The sequence below is a fragment of the Leuconostoc sp. LN180020 genome (genome assembly GCF_014844115.1).
Classification (GTDB): Bacteria; Bacillota; Bacilli; order Lactobacillales; family Lactobacillaceae; genus Leuconostoc; species Leuconostoc citreum.
The window spans coordinates 478,838-501,151 of sequence record NZ_CP039736.1; the positions used below are offsets into that span (position 1 = coordinate 478,838).

General features: G+C 40.3%; 18 protein-coding genes. All 18 read right to left on the reverse strand.

All coding sequences use genetic code 11. The annotated features are described in order from the left end of the window. Positions 1–17: 17 nt before the first annotated feature. Positions 18–380, reverse strand: coding sequence for a DUF1304 domain-containing protein (locus tag FAZ25_RS02475; protein WP_004904553.1), 363 nt, complete (start codon positions 378–380; stop codon positions 18–20). A 1-nt stretch (position 381) separates the two neighbouring features. After that, positions 382–1,329, reverse strand: a complete 948-nt coding sequence (locus tag FAZ25_RS02480; RefSeq protein ID WP_048801846.1) for an NADP-dependent oxidoreductase — start codon at positions 1,327–1,329, stop codon at positions 382–384. 13 nt (positions 1,330–1,342) lie between these two features. Further along, positions 1,343–2,683: an NAD(P)/FAD-dependent oxidoreductase gene (locus FAZ25_RS02485; RefSeq protein ID WP_040189750.1), complete on the reverse strand. Its 1,341-nt coding sequence runs from the start codon at positions 2,681–2,683 to the stop codon at positions 1,343–1,345. Further along, a complete protein-coding gene (locus FAZ25_RS02490) occupies positions 2,680–3,135 on the reverse strand; it encodes a MarR family winged helix-turn-helix transcriptional regulator (protein WP_004908556.1) in 456 nt (151 codons plus the stop codon). The genes FAZ25_RS02485 and FAZ25_RS02490 overlap by 4 nt, the downstream gene beginning before the upstream one ends. 104 nt (positions 3,136–3,239) lie before the next feature. Further along, positions 3,240–5,069, reverse strand: a complete 1,830-nt coding sequence (locus FAZ25_RS02495; RefSeq protein ID WP_146972581.1) for a beta-glucoside-specific PTS transporter subunit IIABC — start codon at positions 5,067–5,069, stop codon at positions 3,240–3,242. Between the two features lie 95 nt (positions 5,070–5,164). Continuing rightward, positions 5,165–6,013: a PRD domain-containing protein gene (locus tag FAZ25_RS02500; RefSeq protein WP_004899646.1), complete on the reverse strand. Its 849-nt coding sequence runs from the start codon at positions 6,011–6,013 to the stop codon at positions 5,165–5,167. 177 nt (positions 6,014–6,190) lie between these two features. Then, positions 6,191–7,675, reverse strand: a complete 1,485-nt coding sequence (locus tag FAZ25_RS02505; protein ID WP_085699391.1) for a 6-phospho-beta-glucosidase — start codon at positions 7,673–7,675, stop codon at positions 6,191–6,193. Between the two features lie 89 nt (positions 7,676–7,764). Further along, positions 7,765–8,670, reverse strand: coding sequence for an ROK family protein (locus FAZ25_RS02510; RefSeq protein WP_100665115.1), 906 nt, complete (start codon positions 8,668–8,670; stop codon positions 7,765–7,767). 11 nt (positions 8,671–8,681) lie between these two features. Beyond that, positions 8,682–9,728 carry an alpha/beta hydrolase fold domain-containing protein gene (locus FAZ25_RS02515; RefSeq protein WP_004908572.1) on the reverse strand — a complete coding sequence of 349 codons (1,047 nt, stop codon included), beginning with the start codon at positions 9,726–9,728 and terminating at the stop codon, positions 8,682–8,684. Further along, positions 9,725–10,939 (reverse strand): MFS transporter, encoded by a 1,215-nt coding sequence (locus FAZ25_RS02520; RefSeq protein WP_004904579.1) that lies wholly within the window; start codon positions 10,937–10,939, stop codon positions 9,725–9,727. The genes FAZ25_RS02515 and FAZ25_RS02520 overlap by 4 nt, the downstream gene beginning before the upstream one ends. Before the next feature lie 97 nt (positions 10,940–11,036). Continuing rightward, positions 11,037–11,909, reverse strand: coding sequence for an AraC family transcriptional regulator (locus tag FAZ25_RS02525; protein WP_004904580.1), 873 nt, complete (start codon positions 11,907–11,909; stop codon positions 11,037–11,039). A 118-nt stretch (positions 11,910–12,027) separates the two neighbouring features. Next, a complete protein-coding gene (locus FAZ25_RS02530; protein WP_004899654.1) occupies positions 12,028–12,528 on the reverse strand; it encodes an Rrf2 family transcriptional regulator in 501 nt (166 codons plus the stop codon). A gap of 14 nt (positions 12,529–12,542) precedes the next feature. After that, positions 12,543–14,915, reverse strand: coding sequence for a YhgE/Pip domain-containing protein (locus FAZ25_RS02535; RefSeq protein ID WP_040189742.1), 2,373 nt, complete (start codon positions 14,913–14,915; stop codon positions 12,543–12,545). 123 nt (positions 14,916–15,038) lie between these two features. Further along, the gene (gene adhE, locus FAZ25_RS02540; RefSeq protein ID WP_004908583.1) at positions 15,039–17,741 is read right to left on the reverse strand and encodes a bifunctional acetaldehyde-CoA/alcohol dehydrogenase; all 2,703 of its coding nucleotides are present in this window, start codon (positions 17,739–17,741) and stop codon (positions 15,039–15,041) included. A gap of 228 nt (positions 17,742–17,969) precedes the next feature. Then, positions 17,970–18,641, reverse strand: coding sequence for a glycerophosphodiester phosphodiesterase (locus FAZ25_RS02545; RefSeq protein WP_227005673.1), 672 nt, complete (start codon positions 18,639–18,641; stop codon positions 17,970–17,972). Between the two features lie 34 nt (positions 18,642–18,675). Then, entirely contained in the window at positions 18,676–20,004 is a 1,329-nt protein-coding gene (locus FAZ25_RS02550) for a 2-hydroxycarboxylate transporter family protein (RefSeq protein WP_004904591.1), read from the reverse strand. 110 nt (positions 20,005–20,114) lie between these two features. Beyond that, positions 20,115–20,909, reverse strand: coding sequence for an alpha/beta fold hydrolase (locus tag FAZ25_RS02555; RefSeq protein WP_048801849.1), 795 nt, complete (start codon positions 20,907–20,909; stop codon positions 20,115–20,117). Next, positions 20,909–22,303: a triphosphoribosyl-dephospho-CoA synthase CitG gene (gene citG, locus FAZ25_RS02560; protein WP_048801850.1), complete on the reverse strand. Its 1,395-nt coding sequence runs from the start codon at positions 22,301–22,303 to the stop codon at positions 20,909–20,911. Before citG ends, FAZ25_RS02555 begins: the two co-directional genes overlap by 1 nt. Between the last annotated feature and the right edge of the window lie 11 nt (positions 22,304–22,314).

The following is a 22,314-nucleotide window of genomic DNA, read 5'->3' on the forward strand; positions in this document are numbered from 1 at the left end:
ATTAAGAGTGGGCTTTTTTAATTTAAGAAGTATAAGGCAATTAAAGCAACCAACGCCGGTAATCCTTGTACCACAAGAATTTTCCGAGCTGATGTTATGCTGCCATATATCGCTGCAATTAAGATATAGAGCATTTCAAATTGTAACATCAGCACTTGTTGCGGACCATGAATGAAAAACATGGTCACCAATATGAGTACTCCGAATAAACCGTTGTATATTCCCTGATTAGCTAATAACACCTTCACTTCTGGCATTTTTAAAACAGCTGGTTCTAATTCAAACGACTTAGCTTGCTGTGCAACTGAGCCAAACATTTCTATCATCATGATAATGATTGCTTCAATAGCAACTAACCCGGTAATAATTTGTGCGATCATTTTATACTGTCTCTTTCTTTATTTCTACCACAATCTTACCACGCGCATGATGTGTTTCGCTACGCTGATGAGCTGCACGCATACCTTCTGTTGTTAGCGGATAAATACTATCGACCACAATTTGTAATTGATTTTTTGTAATATAATCAGCGAGTGTGGTTAAATCTTTACCATTAGTATCCAACCAACCGGTTGTAATTGTTTTGTTAGGTGTCTGCTGTTGTTGAGCCGTTAACTGCGCAGAAATTGTCACCAAATGGCCGCCATCTTTTAAAATATGAATACCATTATCGATGTCCCCAACCATATCAAATACAGCATCGTAATCAGACAAAACATCCTGTATTTGGTATGCGTGGTAATCAATCACTTGATCTGCCCCCAGTGACGCAACAAAATCGTGATTAGCTTGACTCGCTGTTGTTGCTACATAAGTCCCCATTAACTTGGCGAGTTGAATGGCATAAATACCAACGCCACCAGCGCCAGCTTGTATTAACACCTTGTGCCCTGCTTTAACTTGTAGTTTTTCCAACATTTGTAGCGCTGTTAGGGCTGCTAATGGTACTGCAGCGGCTTGATTAAAAGTAATATTTTCTGGTTTAAAGGCTAATTTGTCGGCTTTCACCACGGTGTATTCCGCGTATGACCCATTTCGACCAGTCGGATCAATATCTGGTCGAGCAAAAACAGCATCGCCAACCTTAAAATTCGTCACATCCTGGCCAACGGCCACAATTCTGCCAGCAATATCCCATCCTAAAGTCACAGGGAACTGCCATTGAAACATCCCCTGCATCAAACCTTGGCGCGCTTTATAGTCAATGGGGTTAATACTGGTAGCCATATTTTCAACCAGCACTTCGTCTTGCTGAATATGAGGTATTGCTTGCTCAGCGATAACAAGTTGTTCACTGCCACCGTAAGCATTAATAATAGCTGCTTTCATCATTATTCTCCATTTAATCTAAATAGTTTGCAATCATTGGTAACACAACACCAGTATGTGCTGGAAAAGCAAAAATTTGTGATTGAATATCATCACGTGTATATTGCTTGTTGATAACTGGTACTAAAGCATTCACAATTTCTGGGGCAAAATCCCCAATCATTGCGGCACCAACGAGTTTTTTCTCAGTATTGACAACAATCTTCAGCGCTGCTTGACTATCGTTTAACGTTTGGAAGCGCATCATTTGCCCATAAGGAATTTCGATGACTTGCAAATCATCACGCATTGTAGCCTCTTGAGATGTCACACCAACTTGGGCAACACGAGGTAACGTAAAGGCAATCGTTGGCACAACAGGGTATCGAATAGGCGCTTTTTCCCCTAGGAGCACTTTAGCAATGTAATGTGATTCAAAAGTTGCTGTTGGCGTTAGACGCGCAATTGACTTAGAAATCACATCCCCACTAGCATAGATGTTAGGTACAGTTGTTTGCAAATGGTCATTAACCAAGACGCCTTGACGGTCATATGCGACACCAATGCTGTCTAAGCCTAGCTGATCAATATTGGCTGTGCGGCCAGTTGTATCCATGACATAGTCTGCTTGGAAACGCGTTCCCTGACTTGTTTCGATAACATATTGCCCATCATCCAGTGCTTTGACTTCAGAAACGGCCTGATTAAAAGCAAATGTGATGCCTTTGGCTCGCATATCTGCGACAACTGTCTCAGCATATAGCTTATCAAAACCATTGAGTGCACTACCCCCATATTCAATTAACGTCACTTGACTTCCTGCAGCATGTGCAATTGATGCAAATTCCATTGCAATATAACCAGCACCAATGAATACCATCGACTTGGGCATGTCAGGCAAATCCAAGAAATCCGTACTATCGTGCGTTAATTCAGCACCCGGAATCGGTAGTTTGGCTGGTTTTTGGCCGGTTGCAATAACAAACTGAGCCGCCGTGTAGGTCGTCTGGCCCACTGAAATCGTCTGTGTGTCAACAAACTGCGCATGGCCAGCAATGATATCAATACCATCGACAGATAACATGCGCGCTAAGGCGTCTGACAAGGGGTCGATCACTTGATGCTTGTAAGCCATCAGTTCTGGCCAAATAATATCTGGTGTATCATTAATACCAACACCATGATAGTGATGCAAATGATGAATCATTTCAGCTGGGCCATCTAACAATATTTTAGCGTTACAACCAAAATTTGTGCATGTGCCAGCAACCTTATTTTCCTCAATCAGCGCAACTTTTTTACCAGCGCGTGCTAAAGTTTGTGCGCCATGCCAAGCAGCGTGGCCACTACCAATAAAAATAATATCATACATCATTTCTCTTCCTTTTCAGCTAACATACGCTTTAACATATCATTTAATTGTTGATTTTCATGAAGTACTTCTGCCAACGGTCGGCCGCTAAGTGACAACAATTCATGTCGCATGATTTCGACGTCGCTCAATATCTTGTTAAACAAAGCTACTTTATGTTCCGTCATAGCCAGCATTTTGATACGCTTATCTGCAACATTGGATTGCTTAACCAACCAATCTTTACGAACTAACTTTTCAATGACTGGCGTCAGTGTATTGCTCGATAAATCTAGTGCGAGGCCGATATCCATCAATTTTAATTGCCCTTGCTGATGAATCAATAATAAACTCATATATTGTAGGTAAGATAAATCATATTTATCCAATATGCGATCATACAAACGGTGAAAATAACGATTCGTATTATAAAATGATAAACATAATTCGTCATACAGATGTTGCTCTTTTGCCATACTATTTCCTTTTTTAATGTGTTGTTTATAATTATATCGCATACGATATAATTTACAACTAATAAAAAAATGATATCACATCATTTTTTATCTCAAACTTATTTTTATTGTGGCGCCACAGCAAGTAACCAGTTACCATTTGTTGCTGTGTCCTCGGTTTCCCGTATATTATAATTTTCAGCATTCGTAATAATCATCATAACGGTGATATCATAACCAGCCGATTGAATGGCTTCACGATCAAACACTAATAACTTATCGCCCACGTCAACTTGTTGGTCTTGTTTCACAAATTGTTCAAAGTGCTCACCATTGAGTTGAACCGTGTCAATACCGACGTGCAATAAGATTTCTAAGCCATCATCTGAAATTAAGCCAATCGCGTGTTTACTTGGATAAACTGCTACAACCTTACCCTTAATTGGTGATACCAGTGTGTCAGCTTCTGGCACGATGGCAATACCTCTGCCCATCGCACCACTAGCAAATACTTCATCTTTCACAGTTGATAGTGGTACAATTGTGCCACTTACTGGTGCCATAACTTCTTCTTCGACTGATGAAACTTTTTGTGTTGTTTTTTCTAATGATGCACTGGGTACACCAAACCAATACGTTAGCACTGCCGCCAGTACAAAGGCAACGATGATACCAACTACAACACTCATGAATCCTTTTCCTAAATATGTTGGTAAAGCTAACAGGCTTGGGAGTGTAAAGGCACTGGCCTGTGCACCACCACCGCCAGCAATAGCGCCACCAATACCGCCAGCGATTGTAGCAAAAATGAACGGCTTTTTAAGCTTCAATGTCACACCGTAAATAGCTGGCTCAGTAATACCTAAAATACCAGTTAGAACCGCAAACCCGGCTAATGCCTTCATTTTCTTATCTTTTGTCTTTAAGAAAACACCAAGCGTTGCACCAGCTTGTGATAACACAGCGACACTTAACATTGGTAGCATGTAGTCATGACCTAATTGACCAATATTATTTGTCATCACAGGTACAAACGTCCAATGCACACCAAAGATAACAAAGACTTGCCACATGGCTCCCATCACAGCACCAGCTACATAAGGCGCAACATTGTAAATACTTTCAACTCCTGATGATAACACTGTGCCGACACTTGTGCCTAATGGCCCAACCACCAATAGTGTTAAGGGTACCATGATTAGCAAACTGACCAATGGTGTTAGAATATTAAGAATCGATTCATGAAATGCCCGATCCAGTGCTGGTTGCAAATACGACAATAGCCACACAGCTAATAAAATTGGAATAACACTTGAACTGTACGTTGTGCCAATGACACGAATACCTAAAAAGTCTAGTGGTTTTGTCCCAGTTAGTACTGTTGCTAGACTAGGATAAAGTAACGCACCAGCCAGGGCACCAGCAACGTATTGATTCACTTTCAGTTGCTTGGCAGCTGTAAATGCCAACCAAATAGGTAAGAAAAAGAAGAAGGCATCGCCTGCAGCATACCAAATTTGATAAGTACCACTTGTTTTATCTAGCCAACCTATAGCCACTAGTAGTGCTAATAGCCCTTTCAATACACCGGTACCAGCCATTGCACCTAAGAAAGGCGTGAAAACGCTTGAAATAAAGCTGATAAAGCGATTAACGATATTTTCTTTAGGCTTGTCACTAGGAGCATGAGTTTGGTTATCTAAGTGTTCTAGTCCCGCTGCGGCTGCCAATGGTTCAAACACTTTCGCTACCGAATTGCCAATAACCACTTGATATTGTCCAGCAGATTTCACAACGGTCACCACACCAGGTAGCGCTTCAATCTCTGCTGTTTGTGCTTTGTTCTCATCTTTTAACTTAAACCGTAAGCGTGTAGCGCAATGCCAGGCCTCGTTAATATTTGCTTTCCCACCAACAAGACCTAAAATATCTTTTGCCAATGTTTCGTAATTCATGGTTCGACCTCTTTTCAAAAAATAAAAACCCAAAAGTTATCACCTCAGTGACTAACTTTTGGGTTTTGCCTAAATTTATAGTAACAATCCCATAATTAATTCATATGTTCCAATAATCGTTGCAAGTGCATGGTGAGATAAATACGTTCACTGGTCTGTGCCCCACGATGGGTCTCATGTTCAATATAACGAATAATATCTTCGGCACAGCGATATGCTTTCGTGTAACGCTGTTCAAAATGCTGCATCATGACCTGATCAAAAGGGTTATCGGCATTATTCTCATACTCATCTGATAGTAAGCGATCCAGCAAGAACCTGAGATGCACCACTAAGCGTTGATAATTGAGTGCGGAGTAATCAATTTTTGGCGATAGTTCATGCCGCACAATGGTTAACACCCCTTCAATTAACTTTGTCAAGCTAGTTGCACGCTCACTGATTTCCGGTCCAGCACGTTTTTCAATGAACTTTAAGGCAATAAAACCAACTTCATCATCGGCTAAAGTCACATTAAGTTGTGCCGCAATGTATGCAACAGCTTCTTCACCAATCATATATTCTTCTGGATAAAAATGTTTTGTTTCCCATAAGAGTTCATTTTTGATGGGCAATGCTTTCAGTTGACGCGCAACAGCGAATTGGATATGATCGGCCAATCCGATTAACAGATAATCATCAAAATCAGTATCTAGCCGTGCTTCAGCAGTAGCGATAATATGTGAAGCAATCTCAATATATTCAAATGCTATCGCTGATGTTAACTCATTAAATAATGTGGTCCACCTTTGGTCTTTTGGGTAATAACATTTTTCAATTTTCTGTTGCGCAACCACTTGGCCAATTTTCTGCTGAAAACCGACACCCCGACCAATGACAACAATTTCCTGATCACCATCTTCTGCCAGCAAAACATTATTATTAAAAATTTTCTTAACTAGCATAGTCACTCTGCCTCAACTCAAACAAAAAACCAAATAACGACACAATCACCTCACAAAGATGATAGCAACATTATCTGGTTTTGCCCGTTTTTACGGTAACAATCCATTTCTGTGTCTTCATTATACACAATAATGTAAACGCTTGCAATATATTTATATAGTTGATAACCTATTCATCTACAGTCTCGTTCCACCGCTGGCAATCAACTCTTGATACCACTTGAAACTCGCTTTTTTGTATCGCTTAGCGCTACCTTCACCAAAATCATCTAAGTCAACATATACGTAACCATAGCGCTTCTTCATTTCACCAGTACCAGCCGACACAATGTCAATCGGTCCCCATGACAGATAGCCAATAACTGGAATACCATCATGAACAATTGCCTTTTCAACCTCGGCAATATGGGCTGCCAAGTAAGCGATACGATAATCATCATTAACCGTAGGCTGACCATTTGCCTCAACCAGTTCATCGTAGGCACCAAATCCATTTTCAACAATCATGATGGGAAGGTCGGGATACAAATCATTCAATTCATTTAAGGTATAGCGTAACCCCTGTGGATCAATTGACCAACCCCAATCACTGGCTTTAATATTGGTATTTGGCACCGTTTCCCAGTTCGCTGCCTCGTCCAATTCCGAGTCATCATCCTGCTTGGCACGAATCACAGAAGAAGCATAATATGAAATACTCAAATAATCTACCGTACCAGAGGCCAAATCAATAAAATCTTGATCCGTAACATCTGATCGCCAACCCGTACGTTCAAAAAGCTTTTCCATTTCGTTTGGATAAGCGCCACGGATGTGAACATCACTGAACCAGTCACGCTGTTGCCGCGCTTTTTGCACTGCCAGCTGATCAGCCGGCTTTGTGGAAGCTGGATACAAGCTGCCAACATTCAGCATCGCCCCAATCTGAAAATCAGGATTAATCTCATGACCTATGCGAACAGCACGTGCGCTAGCCACCAACTCATTATGTGCGGCCTGGTACATCGCTGCTTGACGTTCTGAGACTGTTGTCTCTGCATCAAATTTCAAACCAGAATTGGTCCAAACCAGAAAATCAGAAAAGCCATTTATTTCTGCTTGATTCGCTTGGTTCGAAATTTCGTTATGCGTAATCCAATAAGTTACTTTGTTGCGATAACGTTCAAACACCACACGCGCATACTTTTCAAAAAAGTCAATCACCTGTCGATTTTGCCAACCACCATATGCGGTAACTAGATGATAAGGCATTTCAAAATGATTTAGCGTGATAACTGGCTCGATACCTAATTCATGCATGGTATCAAACATATCATCATAAAATTTTAAACCTGCCTCATTAGGTTCAGCATCATCACCGTTTGGAAAAATACGTGTCCAAGCAATAGAAGTTCTAAATGCTTTGAAGCCCATTTCCGCCATCAAAGCCAAGTCTTCCTTATATGTTTTATAGAAATAGATACCATGATGATTTGGATAGTTTTTGTCTGGTAAGACGCCATCAGTAATCTCACGAGGCTTTTCATGTGATCCTGCCGTTAATACGTCAGCAATCGAAACACCTTTACCATCAGCATCCCAATAGCCTTCTGCCTGATGTGCAGCAATAGCGCCACCCCACAAAAAATCTGACGGTAATTGTAAACCTTTTTTCGTCATCATATCGACTCCTTTATTTAATAATACAATTGTAAGCGTTTTCTTTAATAAAAAAGGTCAGTTTTTATCATATCTTTGGTCATTTCATGAACCTATACTTCTGCATTGATCTTCAACAATAGATGATAAATCGCACCATATAAATTGGCATCATTGGCAAACTTGCTTGCCTTTATCTCTGCTGGTGTTAGAACAGCTGCGACCATCTCATTACTATGAAACATTTCATCATAAGCGCTTTGTATTGTCTCCGTGACTATTTTTTGGGCACTTATCCCGCCACCAATAACAATGCGATCAACGTCAATAATAGTCTGCAAATTATAAATCAAGTGCGCTATCTCTTTAGCATAATCTTCAAATAGCGGCCAAGCAATTTTATCTCGCTTGTTAATTGCTTCAAAAACAGCATATCCATCGTGCTGATCTGCCAAATTAAGTGCCGAGGCTACGCGCTCAATCATGTGCACAGCGCTACCACGCCAACCAATCGAATGATGAATATCACCAAGATTACGCGTATCAAACAAAAAGCTCAATTCTCCTGCTTGAAAATGTGTTCCCGAATAGAGTTGCCGATTGAAAATTAATCCCCCACCAACACCTGTTCCTAAAACAACCGCTGCGCCATTTTCAACACCTTTTAAATGCCCTAACCACAGTTCCGCTAAAGCGGCAGCTTTCCCATCATTTTCAACACTCACTGGCACAGGTAAATTTAATACTGTTGCTAAATTCACTTGGTCTAAAAAGCGGAGTGCCCCTCCACCACAAATCGTATCATCCGGATGTTTGACTGTCCCTGGTACACTAATGCCAACACCCTTGATTTGATCCCTATACTGCGTAACAATGGCACTCAGTTGTGCTAAAAAAACCTCACGGTCCGTTGCTTCTGTCGTAACACTATGCTTTTCAATTAAACGACCTGCCCGATCGATTATGCCATATTTTAAATTTGTACCGCCTATGTCAATTGATAGATAATTACGATTCATTTTGCGCCTCCTTATTTAGCAGCAAAGCTAGCTGCTTCACGCAACGCATCATCGGCTTGCGGAAAATCACCAACTTTATCCATAAAGGCATGGGTCATGCCATTGTAGCGTACATAATTTGCCTGTCCACCACTTAAACGTACCTTTTCAACAAAAGCTTCTCCTTGAAAACGTAATGGATCATACTCGCCAATAATTGTTAACGATTCAGGTAGTTCTGCTAGTTGCCTATCGTTGGCTAGGAAAGGTGAAAGATAGATACTATTCGCATCGTTTTCTTGAATATATAGCTGATCAATCAACCCCTCACCACCAAAAAATCCAGTCAGATAAGGTAATAATAATTCACGGTCATCATCTGCTACAGGATAACGTGTTGTGTCACTAAACCATTTTTCAAAATGCGTATCGTGTGCCTGATAGGTTACTGGATAAAAAGCGACCAATTTAGTAATCGCATTAACACCAAATGCGCGGTCTAGCAAGCCCAAACCGTAGACAAACCCGCCCCCTGCTGAATCACCCAATACCGTAACTTTATGTTTATCAATTGACCAGCCACTTTGATTTAAGACCCAAATTATCGTTTGATAAGCCTCAATAAATCCTTCCGGATAGGGATGTTCGGGTGCCAAAGCCCAATCAACCGACACAACCAAAACATCAGCTAAATCAGCTAGTGCACGCGCCGGCATATCAACATTGTCTAATGAACCCCCAAAGAAACCACCACCATGATAAAAGAAAATAACTGGTAATTGTTTGTCTAGCAAGGCTGTCTTAACGTACGTGCGTAATTGAACGCCGTAATCCGTTGCTGTATTAGTTATCGTTAGATCATGCGTCGCAATATCTTTTGCATTCGGCCATCCCATCATATCACGTAGGGTTGCAATATCTGGTATATCGCTAGTCTCTTCCGATGTTGAATTACCATGTTGCGAAGCTAATAATTCCTCCCGCGCACGCGGATCTAAAACACCACCATGTTTTTCATTAGGGACCAGCTTGATAATATTCCCACTACCATTATCTTTAATTGCTTTAAACGTTATCATGATTTCATTTCGCTCCTATTCTTTATTGGCTGTTTCTTAGTTGTAGCCATTACCAATTGGATTGCGCCCAAGACAAACAACATGACGGTTGATACTAACATAGTCGCTTTATTGCTCGTCTGGCCAATTATCTGTGTCGTCACTGCCAACACCTGCGGTGACAGAAAAACTGCCACATTTATGCCAACCAGCATCAAAGCAGACGATAGATTAGAAGAACCTTCTGGTTGTACTTCAGCGACTTTACCAAAAATAGCTGGCATCACAATTGGTAAGCCAAAACCAGATATGACAATGCCTATCCAGGTCATAGTAAGTGTACCCGCAGTAGCGATGATACCGATACCGAGTCCTGTTATGATTAAACCAATTGGAATAGTCAAGCGGCGTAGATGTTTATAGATTTGCCCATATAATAGACTGGGTAATAGACCAATTAAAGACATGACGCTTAATTGCGTTGCTGCAACTGCAGCCGTTCCCAAGTGCTGTTCCACTAGAAAACCTGCTAATTTCAGTAATAGTCCAAAGTAAAAAGCAAAGAAAGTTGCAATAAGTAGCACATAACCAACAACTGCCATATTTGTGGTTTCTTTTGCTTTAATTGGTGCCGTATCACCTGTCTCAGTCACCACCGGATTCGTAAATTGGTCAATTTTTGTAGCAAACAAGCCAAATAAGACAAGCGGAATCACAAACAACCAATTGACATTAAAGGCAACTTGCCAGCCACTACTAATTAATAGGCCAACTACAAAAGATGCTAACGCATTGCCAACTGTCCCCACAGCGGACTGGAAGCCCAACATCGTTTGTCTTTCTTCGCCTTCATAGACAGCCATGATTAGACTATAAGCCAAGTTGTTAAATAATCCAACACCAACACCTAGTAGTAGACGGGAAATAAAGACAATCACGTAATCGTTAATGAATACGGGGACTAAACCTGCTAATAGCGCAATTATCAACCCGATTAACGTAGTCCGTCTCGCACCAAGTCGCTTAATAATCCACGAACTGGCTAAAACTGTCAGCAATAAAGAAATGGTCGGTAGTGTCGTTAACATCTCTACCTGAGTTGATGGATATTGCTTGAAAGTTGCAATCATAGCTGGTAAAGCAGTTGATACAGCGGTTGTGACCGTCAAAACCAAAGATATCGATAAAATCGATATTTTGAATAAAAACGAATTCTGAACAGATGAACTCATGTGCTATTCCTCCATAATTAAATTAAAAAAACGCTTCAACACAATTATTGTAAGCGCTTTCTTTTAAATTTATAGCACAATTATTACTGTTTTTAAGTCACTTTCTGAACTGCTGACGATAACTCTTAGGTGAGGTGCCATACTTTTTCTTAAAAAGTCGTTCAAAAGATTTAACATCACCAAAACCAGTGGTATCAGAAATCCAACTCATTGATTTATTCGTGTTCATCAAATATTGGTAAGCTTTATTTAAACGCACAGCCTGCAAATAAGCCAATGGTGACATTTGCAACTTGATTTTAAAGTAGCGAGATAAATAACTTGTCGAAATATCGAAATGTTCGGCTACCGCTGCTACCGTTAACCCATTATAAATGTGTGCCTTGATATAAAATAAGATTTTATACAGTCGTTCATCAACAGTCTGAATAAGATGTGGGTTAATCCCAAATTCACGATTGGAAAAATGCATCACCAGCTCATCTAAAATATCGTAGGCTAACCGCGTAATTCTCAAATAATTCATCGGATCATGGCGGACAGTATAATGCATTGCATATAAATAATCGACTAACTCGGTACTCTCAACAGCACTGACATCATTTGGGTGCGTAGCAAAAACAATCTCAGAAGCCTGAGGCAAAGCCGCGCGTAAAAAATCAGGATTAAAAAATAAAGTAAAAGCTTCTGTTCCTGGTTTTTGTATCGGGACGCTATGCACACTGCCTGAGTTAATGACCAACACATCTCCCGTTTTGGTGTGATAAGGTCGTCCATCGACTGTAAACTGATCAATATGACCATTGACAGTCAAACTTAACTCTAGCTCTTCATGCCAATGCTTTGGTACGTCTTGTTGCAGGCGATCACTTTCATGAATGAGCCATTGTACTGGCAAATGTAAGGACTCATGCTGGACAATTTCGTGTTTAAAAGCGTCACTCGTAAGATTTCCTGGCATGTATGACATATTATAATGACCTCCAAACTAACATATGGCCTATCATAACACATTTTGAAAGCGGTTACACCGTCTTCCAACTAACCATTTACATTGAAACTCAAAAAAAATAACGGCGCATACGCCGTTATTTCACCATGGCTTGTCGCCAGTCAATTTTACCAAATTCATCAACATTAATATGCTGTAACAATTTAGCGATTGTATAATTTTGTAGTCGTTTCTTAAAGTCAGCTTCCGCATCATTAAAAACTGTTAACACATCATCAACTGCGACTTCCAACGCTTGTTGTACATCTTCAACTGGCTTATTAGAAGCTTGATTCAAAAAAATACGGTCTGCAAGTTGTGTGGAATGTATAAAACTGCCATCACCTTCAATAGCCTCATACACATCTAGTAACGTAATATCAGCAATCGAACGGGCTAGTTTAAAACCGCCTTCTTTACTAGCAATGGCCTGTACAATACCTGCAACCACTAACTTACGCATTGTTTTTTTTAAATAAGACTCTGATACCTCTAAACGGTTACTTAATAAGTAACTTTTGATAGGTAATTCATCTTTTTGTAATGCCAGCATGACCAATACAACTAAACTTTGCTCAACAGCATTTGACATTTTCATAATTTTCTCCAACTCTAGTCAGTTACTAATTCCTCACCACCCCAAAATAGTGGGTTATGCTTTAACTTCCACTGGTAAACGCCCCAAGTCAATACCATAGATACAATACCAACAATAAGTAGGATAATCAAGTCATTTGTGACACTACCACCAATAGAAATCACTTCACGGAATGCATGCACTGAATACGTCATCGGTACCCAAGGATGAATCGTTTGGAAGAAATTATTTGATAGTTCTATTGGATAAGAACCAGCACTTGCACTGAGCTGCAGTACTAACGCAATAATCATTAGGCCAGATCCCAACTTACCAAACATAATACTAAATAGTAAGACAAGTTGATTGAAGGCAAAGGCTACAATCAAGGCTGTGAGATATAGCATCCCAACATTTTTAGGTTGTAACCCGTCAACGAGTAACAATAGGGTTGTAATAATAATGGCTTGCGCAATCCATACCGGCATATTCACAGTTTGCTTATCTGCCCACCAAGCAAAACCATTTTTTGGTCGTTTAGCAACCGTCACGAAATCATAAATTGCACTGAATGTAATCATACCAACGAACAGACCAACAGACATCATATATGGCGTCATACCTGTACCATTATTGTCTACTTCAGAAAGGTTCGTTTGGTTACTTTTAACTGGCTGTGTCAGTGCACTAACATTAGCCTTATCGTTATGCACTTTGTCTAATTTAATGGCACCATCAGCAAGTTTTTGCGCCAATGTTTGTGTTCCATTTTGCGCCTGTCCGAGTGCTGACACAGCTTGTTGAGTCCCTGTTGTGAGTTGCTGTGCGCCCTGATTAAGCTGACCTGCACCAGCATTTAATTCGCCATTTTTAGCTACTAACTGACCTAATCCACCATTAAGTTGATTCAGACCGTTTGCCAACTGTGCATTTCCATCAGCTAGCTTGTTTGCGCCATTGTTGAGTTGCGCTGACGCTGAGCTAACCTGCTGTTGCCCGTTGTTTAATTGTTCGGCGCCGCTGGCCAATTGGTTAGCTGCGGGTACAAATTGCTGAGAAAGCAACTGGCTCACTTGCGTTAAGCTCCCATTTAACTTGGTAATGGCTTGCTGATTACCGGCTTGAACAGCTGACATGCCGGCTTTAAGCTGTGGTAATTGTTTTTTAAACGCGTCTAATTGCGGTATTAATGCTTGCAACTGAGTTAAATTAGTCTGCAATGCTTTTGCTGCTTGACCACTTTTGGCAAGATGGCCTTGTAAACTTTGCGCGGTAATACCAAAATCTTGCTTAAACTTTTGGTGAGTTGCTAGGAAAGTTTGAAAATCAGGATCTTTCATTAATTCAGCTATTTTCTGTGCATCAACGCCAGCCCCTGTTAGTCCGTCTTGCAACGCCGTACCAGCCTGTGTCAGCCCGTTACTATCAATTGCATTCTCCGGCAATTGGATGTTATTGACTTGTTGCGTTAAAGTTGCTAAACCAACCTCTAATTGCTTAATTTGTGCCGCCCCGTTAGTCTGTCCTGTCGTAATCCCGTCGCTTACTTCTTGTAATTTGCGAGCTAATTCTTGCGCGCCACTAGCTAATTGTTGGCTGCCTGCTGCAAGTTTCGGTGCGTTCTGTGCGAGTTGAGATGTTCCGGAAGCGAGCTGATTTGCGCCAGTTGCCGCGGCACCAGCGCCATTAGATAACTGATTAGAGCCTGTATTGGCCTGTGACACACCATTCGTATACTGTGATAAACCACCTGCTAATGTTGATGACCCATTCGTCAGCGCCTGGGCCCCATCGTTTAACTTCTGACTACCATCTGCTAACTGACCGAGACCATTATTAAGTTGTGTTGCCCCGTCAGCGCCCGCTTGGAAACCTTTTTGCGACGACTTTGTTGCTGATAAAATCGTTTCATTATAAACTTGCTGTAATGAGCGATTCACACTCGCTTTAATCTTATCCGCAGCCGAACTCGTCATCTTTTCAGCAATAAAACTTTGGCCGGCATTTTGCGCGATATCAATTTTAGCATATTTAGGATTGTTGCTGAGCAATGTGCCAGCATTATTAGTGAAATCACTAGGAATCGTGATTGTCATATAATATTTACCTGACTTTAAACCATCTTTTGCTTTCTGAGAGGACACTTCACTCAGTTTCAAAGGCTTTTCCCGTAACAGTTTATCGGTCAAATCTTGTCCCAAATGCTGTGTTTTACCATTAATATCGGCTGCTTGATCATTGTTGACAACGGCCACCGGTAGGTTATCTATTTTGCCATAGGTATCCCATAGGGAAGACAAAAAAATCACTGCATAAATACTTGGGATAACCGCAATCCCAACAAGCAATAATTTCAGACCACGTAATTTACTAATACGTTGCCACTCTGCACTTTGCCAAAACTTCATAAAACGCCTCTTTTTCGTGTACTTATTTTATCTATGGATATATTATATACACGGATAAAAAGAAATGCAAACAAAAAAGCAAAATTTCTTTTGCTTTCTGAAAAATTTACATGTATCTACATTTTAAAGTTGATCCATCAATAATTGCTTGATTTCAGCCAAACTTGGTTGGCGTGGGTTACCAGGTGTGCACTGGTCATTATATACAAGGTCAGTCAATTGATCGATATTCTTTTCAAGGTCAGCTTTTTTAACTCCGTTTCCTGACAATGTTTGGTCAACTTCTACCGACTTTGCTAATGCTTTAATCGCTACGATTAAGGCGTCAACCAATTCAGCATCTGTCGTCCCTTGCAAACCTAAGTAACGCGCAATGTCTGCATAGTCCTTTTGTGCTGTGTAAGTTTCGTAGCGTGGGTATGGTGTACGCTTAACGTTACCTGTTACAGCATTAAACTTAATCACATGTGGCATTGCAATCGCAATGGCCAAACCATGTGGCAAACCGAACTCACCACCTGTTTTGTGTGCAAGTGAGTGATTAATGCCTAAGAAGGCATTGGCAAATGACATACCTGCCAAAGTTGAAGCGTAATGCATTTTTGTACGTGCGTTCTGTCCTTCTTTGGTTGGCTGCTTTGGATCATACTTGTAAGATGTTGTGAGGTTTTCAAAAATTAGCTTAATTGCTTGCAATGCCCATGGTCGTGTGAACTCTGAAGCCATGACTGATACATATGATTCAAAGGCATGTGACAAAGCATCCAACCCAGAAAAGGCTACTGTACGCTTTGGTACTGTCATGACAAATTCAGGATCGACAATAGCCACTTCAGGCGTCAATTCATAATCAGCCAAGGGGTACTTCACATGAGTGTGGTCATCTGTGATAACGGCAAATGGTGTCACTTCTGAACCAGTTCCTGATGTCGTAGGAATCGCCACCATTTGTGTCAAACGTGCATGATAGAACTTAACAATACGCTTACGAATATCCATGAACTTTTGTTGCAATTCCATGAATAACTCTTTGATACCTTCTTCATCTGATAAAATACCCTCATGACGCGTTGAGTATTCATACAAGAAGCGACCAATCTTACCGGCATCTAAGGCTGAACCACCACCAAGTAAAATCACTGTATCGGGCTTAAAATCAGCCATTTGGCGGGCAATGTCAACAGCCTGTGACAATGTTGGATCTGGCTTAACTGATCCATAAATGTTCGTTTCAACTTGTTCTTGGCGAAGCTCAAGTTGACTCAAAACCTTACCAACAAAGCCGAATTCTACCATACCAGGGTCGGCGACGATAAAGGCACGCTTAACTGATGGTAAGTCTTGCAGGTAGGTAATTGCGTTTGCTTCATAGTAAACTTCCTTTGGCAAACGAATCCATTGTGGCCGATTACGACGACGTGCCACAGTTTTAATGTTGAGTAAATCGTATGTTGACAAGTTGTGAGACAATGAATTCTTCCCCCATGATCCGGTACCAAGCGTTAATGATGGGCGCATGGCATCTGTATAAATATCACCAACACCGCCAATTGAGTCTGGCTGGTTAACCAAAATACGTGATGCCCCAATGGCGTCAGCATATGACTTAATAAACGGATCGTCTTGTGAGCCAATTTGAATCGCTGCGTTATGTCCTGCACCTTGATAATTCAGCAATGCTTGTACTGTATCGATTGCTTCTTGGCGTTCTGTGACCTTGTAAATTGACAATAATGGTGATAACTTTTCTGATGATAAAGCCTCGCCAATGTTCTTTTGATCCAATTCAAACAGCAAAACATCTTTGCCTTCAGGAATCTTAACGCCAGCTTGTTCTGCAATCCAACGGCCTGACATGCCGGCAACAGGACCTGCTACACCAAAACCTTCAGCATTCGGCTTAAAAACATAGTCCGCGATTTTCTTGTAATCTTTTTTAGGTACGAGGTAAGCCCCTTGATCTTGCAACTTTTGCAACACGTCGTCATAGACTGAAGCTTGAATAACTGCTGAGTTTTCTGTAGCACAGATCATACCATTATCAAAACGCTTTGATAACAACAAATCTGAAACAGCACGATCAGTATCTACCGTACCGTCAATATAAACTGCACCGTTACCTGCCCCAACACCCATTGATGGATTACCTGATTTCAAGGCTGCATTAACCATTGATGGGCCACCAGTTGCTAGGATTGATGCAATACCCGTATTTTGAATTAACGCACTTGTGCCATAGATTGATGGCTTTTCAATCCATTGAATGAAGTTTTCAGGTGCACCAGCCTTTAAGGCTGCTTCATAAACAATTTGTGCAGCATGTGATGATGATTTCTGTGCCTGTGGATGGAAAGCAAAGATAATTGTATTACGTGTCTTCGCTGTGAGCATTGACTTGAAAATAGTTGTCGATGTTGGGTTAGTTGTTGGCACAATACCAGCTAAAACACCAAGTGGCGCAGCTAATTCAACCTTTCCTTGAATTTTATCTTCATTAATAACACCAACGGTCTTGTCATATTTGATAGCGTTATATACTGATTCAGATGCAAAACGATTCTTGGTGTCTTTATCTTCGACAACACCACGACCAGTTTCGTCGTGTGCTTCGTGAGCCAATAACAATGAATTTTCTGATCCAGCTAATGCCATTGCTGCAACAATTTTATCCACTTGTTCTTGCGTGAATGTTGAAAACTCAGCTAAAGCTTTTTGTGACTTTTCAACTAGTTCTGCCGTCATTTTTTCTGCCTGAGTTTGTAATACCGCTTTTTCTTCGGGCGTCAAAACCTTTTTGACTGGCTTCTTTGTTGTTGCTTCTACCATAATTAATGCTCCTTTTATCGTTTGCTCATTTATTAACAATATAAGTATATAACACCCCTTTGAAAAAAGCAAGTTTTTTATTTATTTATCTTAAATAGCTTATATAAAGCGTTTTGTAAGCGCTTTTATAATAAGTGATTAATTGTGCATTAATAAACAATATGAAGGAAATGGCTCCTTTTATTGCAGGAAACAGCTAAAAAAACCTGCCCATTAAAAGGTAGGTTTTTAATGTTCTAACTGCCGACGATACTGACTTAATAATGGCGCCCAGTCGGTATTAATCATATTAGGTTGATAATTTATCATAACTTCCTGCCAAATATTTTCTGGCGATGCTAATGGCGATGCTAATATAGCGTTATCATCATCTAGCGTCCCAAAAAGTGACGTGGTAGTATTTAAAGTCAACGTATTAATCATTACAGTTAATCCCAAAGCCTTGATATGCTTAATGACATCTAGCTGTACATGCGAATCTGAAAGATTAGTAGCCACTAATTCAATACCAATGATATTAATCTCGTCAGTCAAGTGATTGAGAATATACTGCAACTCACTGTCATGATTAACAATCACAACCGTCATATACTTTATTCTGTGCTGACGCAAAGTGGCTATCTGTTCTGCTTTTGGTTTTATTTTAATCACAAACTGCTGTTGCTGGTTGGGAAAATGATCTAGCACAGCTAATAGCTCAGATAAATGGGACCAACCACGATCTAGATGAATCATACGGTTCCTAGGTAGTTGTTTAATAAAATTGCATAGGGTAACTGGTTGATAGCTGCTTAGTTCTCCAATGTTATTATAATAATGCTTATTAGTAAATTGCTTTGCTGTTATCGCTTCAGGTGAAAAGGATTGCCCGAATAATCGTTTTTCTGTGCCTGTATACAAAAAAAGCCTAAAAATATGCTAATCTTTAGACTTTTTAGTGCATAAAACTCACAAGAATACCGGCGACAACCAAAATTAATGCCCCACCAATTCGATTACCCATTTGTGCAAACGCAATTAAATTCATACGGTCTGATGCTGCTAAAACAGCAACATTTCCTGTACCGCCCATACTGTTATTAGCTAATCCTGCCGTAATCACAGCTTCAACTGGATAAAGACCAAATAATTTACCTAAAATTGCACTTGATAATGAAATGATAATAATGCTTGAAACACACAATACCACAAACTGCCAAGAAAGTGCTGCCATCAATAACTTCATATTCAATAATGACAAACCGACACCCGCTAACAAGGCATGTGTCATGTTTTTAACTACCAATTGACCAAACATAATCACAGAGTCTTCGTAATACTTGGGCAACAAACCTAACGATTTAATCAACACAATGGTCAAGATAACAAAAGCGTAAGCATTCACTTGTGGCACTAGCTTGTTCAGCAAAGTACCCAATACAAAGAATGCCACTGACATCGTTAGACCAACACCAATTTGCATATAGTCTAATGATACTTCTGTTGCCTGCTTTGTTTCAGTTTCATTGGTCTTCAACAAGGCCCCATGCCCATTATTTTTACTCGTCATAAATATTTTAGAAACTAACCCCGCACTAATGATAGCCAACAAGTTACCAAAAATAACGGCAGGAAAAAGTTGCGATAAAATCACTTTAGCTGGATGACCAAATGCATGCGCATAAATACCAGATAAGGGCACAATACCTGCACCGACACCCCCAGCCATAATCGGCATCCCGACATACAATACAGAATGACTAAAGCCCTCACCTATCAACAAACCAACAAGTCCTACACCAAAAAATGTCACTGCCATGGATAAAAAGGCCACTGGTAAAAAGCGAACTGCTGCCTTTAAGATTAAACTACGATTCATTCTAAAAATAGATGACCCAATTAACGATACAATATATAAATCTAGAAAATCGGATGTGTTAATAAAACCGGATGCAGTTTTAACAACATCGGGTGGAATAATACCAGAAGCAGCTAAAACTGCTGCCGTAACAATGGTAAAAACTGAACCACCGCCTAAATATGAACGGAAAATCGGTAGTTTGGCCCCGATATAGTAAAAAACATGTCCCATAACAACTAGCGCTAAAATGGCGCCAATCATATTATTCGGTAAAGTGTGCGTCCGAATAGCTACCACTAATAGAACAGCCATAATAATATAGGCAACTAGGCCTATGCCACTAATTTTAATATTGTCTAACCTTGCTAATTTTTGGCGCCAATCAGATGATTGGTTAATATTTTTTTGTTGCTTGTTTCCCATGACTTGATGTCTCCATTTATTTTTAAATTAGTTACAAAATTCACAATAATAGATAAAAAAATATAAACTTGCTTTTATAAAAATCACCGCCTTTGATAGTCCACTTAACTTCATCTCATTGATTTAAACAAAAAGTCTGATATAAAAGCATTTACTATGCTTGGTTTTTCCATATGAACTAAATGCCCAGCATGTGCAATACTTTTTACACTTATTCCAATATTGTTTTCTTTTTCACAAAATTTCCTGTAATTTCCTTGCCATAATCCCGAGTCCACCGACAAAATAAAAAGTTGAGGCACTTGCACTTGATGTATGACGCGACGCCAGTCCTGCATTAAATGATCGACTAGTAATTCAAACCCAATTTCTTTGTTGAAGGGATATGCTGACCGTTGTTTTTCTACTCGTCGTCGCAAATTTTTTGGTATCTCACATATTGTCATCGGTCGATCTAATATATGCGGTGACATCAGCCAAAAATTATCCCAATTCAAGCCTTGTAATCCTGATTGCCAATGCGCATCATTAATTGGTTTAGGCGATTCATCTATCGTAATAATGCTTTTTAAGTTCTTTTGCCCAAATATCGTAATATATGCCCAAATGATACTGGCTCCCATAGAATGCCCTATCATGATCATATTATTGACGGCTGTTTTTTGAATCAATTCATTAAGATCTGCCGCTAGTCGCATGACGCGCAGATTTTTAGTCGTACGTGTTGAAGCACCATGACTACGCCAATCCAATGTAATGACGCGAAATCCCTGATTACGTAGATAGGTTGTCTGCTCATACCATTCCTCTTTGATGCCTGAGTATCCTGTCAATAAAATCACAACATCCCCAGTGCCTTCGTCGGTATAAGTTAGTTGTACCCCGTCACTTGTTAAAAAGTGCATTACAAGATACCTCCCATCTTTGCCAGAAAAGTAGTTAGGATTAGATTGTCTGCTGCACCGCCTATACTCAAGTTGCGTGTCATAAAATGTTCATCAAGCGTATACAAATATGACAGGCCTTCTGGCGTGACGCTGCCACCTAGCTCAAAATAATGGCTTATCCATTGTTTTAGTTCCGGTATGATAGCGATTGTGCCAGCACGTTTAATCAAATTGGTATCGTTAATATTGTCAGCGATGACCATCAACGTATCGAGTAATTTTTGGTTAGTGGTACCTGAAGCTTGCTGCAAGAAGGGCAAAGCAATGGCCATTACAGTCGGGAATCCAGCAGCAGCTTCGCCACGCACACCAGTTAATTGATAGGCTTGATACTGCTTTTCGCCAGCGGTTAGTACGCGTTTTCCAAAACTGTGGTTTAAATCTTGTGTCACAATACCTTGCAACATCCCTTGGACAACCTGTTGTAACTGCTGTAGCGAAGCCACACCCTGACGACTAATGTAAGCAATGGCTGTAACCAAAATACCCAAAGAAAATATGGCGCCTTTATGTGTATTAATCCCATGTGTCGCCACAAACATTTGCTTTTCAGCAGCGATGCCAGCTTTCCTGAGCATCTGAAACATTGATGTGAGTTCACCTCCTGAATAATCCAGCCCGATACGATAAGCCTGATTAAAATAATTAGTCAAAGCTAAGCTACTATCAATAAAGGTAAAAACAGTCATGTCATCGTGAGCACCATTACTAACTGGATCAACCAATCCAGGTTTCGGATTGACACTCACCTCATAAAGAAGAGCAGATAGCGCATATTGTACAACTGCTGCTTGCGTTTGTGGCCAGATACGTAATGGTGTTGTGGCCATTTTTTTATACAGTTGATTGATGACTTGATAACCTTCAGTTAACGTATGCGCACCCAACTTCATACATACTTTGGCATCTTTATCACATATTAGGCACTGCCGCGCAGGTAAACCCAACGCCTGACGTGATAATTGCTTTTCATTATGATAAGCCATAACATCAACATCAAATAAGCGACCAGTCAGCATATCAGACTCAAACAATACTGCGACACGTTTAACTGTGGTAATGTCTTCACTAACAATCAGGAAGGTTTCTGGTCCACTGGGCCGTGCAACAAAAAATTTAATATCTTTCACATGAAGGCGCCCTAGCATCATACGCAACCGATTGAAACCTTGCTGAAATAATTGTTGTAATCCTGGGCTGTTTTTAATGGGTCCCGGTATATTCAATTTGACACTAACAACGACATCGTCCGGATATTGTTTTTCTAATTGCGTCTGAAATGCAGTTCGCCAGTCTTTGTTGGCGAGCACTGTCTCTAGATCAATAGGTTGTCCATCTTGGAAGATATTCATTATTTGTCTTC

What these genes read in the sequence shown, in the direction of transcription:
- FAZ25_RS02475 (WP_004904553.1), bottom strand. Translation starts at nt 380, where the DNA reads ATGATCGCACAAATTATTACCGGGTTAGTTGCTATTGAAGCAATCATT.
- FAZ25_RS02480 (WP_048801846.1), bottom strand. Translation starts at nt 1,329, where the DNA reads ATGAAAGCAGCTATTATTAATGCTTACGGTGGCAGTGAACAACTTGTT.
- FAZ25_RS02485 (WP_040189750.1), bottom strand. Translation starts at nt 2,683, where the DNA reads ATGATGTATGATATTATTTTTATTGGTAGTGGCCACGCTGCTTGGCAT.
- FAZ25_RS02490 (WP_004908556.1), bottom strand. Translation starts at nt 3,135, where the DNA reads ATGGCAAAAGAGCAACATCTGTATGACGAATTATGTTTATCATTTTAT.
- FAZ25_RS02495 (WP_146972581.1), bottom strand. Translation starts at nt 5,069, where the DNA reads ATGAATTACGAAACATTGGCAAAAGATATTTTAGGTCTTGTTGGTGGG.
- FAZ25_RS02500 (WP_004899646.1), bottom strand. Translation starts at nt 6,013, where the DNA reads ATGCTAGTTAAGAAAATTTTTAATAATAATGTTTTGCTGGCAGAAGAT.
- FAZ25_RS02505 (WP_085699391.1), bottom strand. Translation starts at nt 7,675, where the DNA reads ATGATGACGAAAAAAGGTTTACAATTACCGTCAGATTTTTTGTGGGGT.
- FAZ25_RS02510 (WP_100665115.1), bottom strand. Translation starts at nt 8,670, where the DNA reads ATGAATCGTAATTATCTATCAATTGACATAGGCGGTACAAATTTAAAA.
- FAZ25_RS02515 (WP_004908572.1), bottom strand. Translation starts at nt 9,728, where the DNA reads ATGATAACGTTTAAAGCAATTAAAGATAATGGTAGTGGGAATATTATC.
- FAZ25_RS02520 (WP_004904579.1), bottom strand. Translation starts at nt 10,939, where the DNA reads ATGAGTTCATCTGTTCAGAATTCGTTTTTATTCAAAATATCGATTTTA.
- FAZ25_RS02525 (WP_004904580.1), bottom strand. Translation starts at nt 11,909, where the DNA reads ATGTCATACATGCCAGGAAATCTTACGAGTGACGCTTTTAAACACGAA.
- FAZ25_RS02530 (WP_004899654.1), bottom strand. Translation starts at nt 12,528, where the DNA reads ATGAAAATGTCAAATGCTGTTGAGCAAAGTTTAGTTGTATTGGTCATG.
- FAZ25_RS02535 (WP_040189742.1), bottom strand. Translation starts at nt 14,915, where the DNA reads ATGAAGTTTTGGCAAAGTGCAGAGTGGCAACGTATTAGTAAATTACGT.
- adhE (WP_004908583.1), bottom strand. Translation starts at nt 17,741, where the DNA reads ATGGTAGAAGCAACAACAAAGAAGCCAGTCAAAAAGGTTTTGACGCCC.
- FAZ25_RS02550 (WP_004904591.1), bottom strand. Translation starts at nt 20,004, where the DNA reads ATGGGAAACAAGCAACAAAAAAATATTAACCAATCATCTGATTGGCGC.
- FAZ25_RS02555 (WP_048801849.1), bottom strand. Translation starts at nt 20,909, where the DNA reads ATGCACTTTTTAACAAGTGACGGGGTACAACTAACTTATACCGACGAA.
- citG (WP_048801850.1), bottom strand. Translation starts at nt 22,303, where the DNA reads ATGAATATCTTCCAAGATGGACAACCTATTGATCTAGAGACAGTGCTC.